Source organism: Desulfobotulus pelophilus (genome assembly GCF_026155325.1).
Lineage (GTDB): Bacteria > Desulfobacterota > Desulfobacteria > Desulfobacterales > ASO4-4 > Desulfobotulus > Desulfobotulus pelophilus.
Map to the genome: position 1 here is coordinate 1 of NZ_JAPFPW010000077.1, position 727 is coordinate 727.

General features: G+C 54.6%; 2 protein-coding genes. Both read right to left on the minus strand.

Annotated elements, in window-relative coordinates; translation table 11 throughout:
• Positions 1-221: 221 nt before the first annotated feature.
• Positions 222-467 carry a hypothetical protein gene (locus OOT00_RS16100; RefSeq protein ID WP_265426443.1) on the minus strand — a complete coding sequence of 82 codons (246 nt, stop codon included), beginning with the start codon at positions 465-467 and terminating at the stop codon, positions 222-224.
• A partial coding sequence (locus OOT00_RS16105; protein ID WP_265426444.1) for a hypothetical protein occupies positions 464-727 on the minus strand: 264 nt, incomplete at its 5' end. The genes OOT00_RS16105 and OOT00_RS16100, both read right to left, overlap by 4 nt.

Below are 727 nucleotides of genomic sequence, written 5' to 3' on the forward strand. Positions count from 1 at the left end.
CAGACAGCCTCTATGCGGGCAAAATAGGCTATACGGCAATGGACGCAGGTAACGCAGCAGGCATCCCCCCGGAGCATGGCGTGGATAAATAAAGGGTTGATGGTTAAACTTTTTGTTTTCTGATGGCAGTATGGGCATTCAAACATGGGGCCTCCTTACAATTCCTGCTGGCTGGTGTCCTGAAAAAGAGGGGCTCTTTTTTTCAGGAAGAGATTCTGGCATCACCACTCCCCAAACAAAGACATTTGATTTTCATGTTCCGGCTGTGGCAGACCGGAACAGAACAGCCCCTTTGCCTTTGACGCCGGGAGCAGCTCAATTTCTGCGCCCTCCTTGCACCATGCTTTCAGATTGTCCGCGAGGTCTGCCGCACAGTCCGGATCGGCGGAACAGATGGCATAGGTTCTCCCGTTTCTGGAGGCAACATAGGCCATTTTCACCCTTCTATCCCCTCTTCCTCTTGTCACACCTCACTCCTTTCATTTCCCTTGAGATAGCAGTTTTTGCACAGCATCCGCAGTCCCGGTGCCACGGGGTGCCTGTGGCAGCAGGTGCATTGTTTCCGGTTCGCCTGCCGTGCCTGCATCCGCACCCGGGCGCAGTGGTGGCTTTTCTGAATCTCCTGCAGCTGGGAGCGGGAAAAGATCCGTTTTCCCCTTGCATCCTGAGAGCAGCGGAGCAGCTGCATGGATGCCTTGCGGTGGAGTGTTTTAGACTGCCAGCCCGT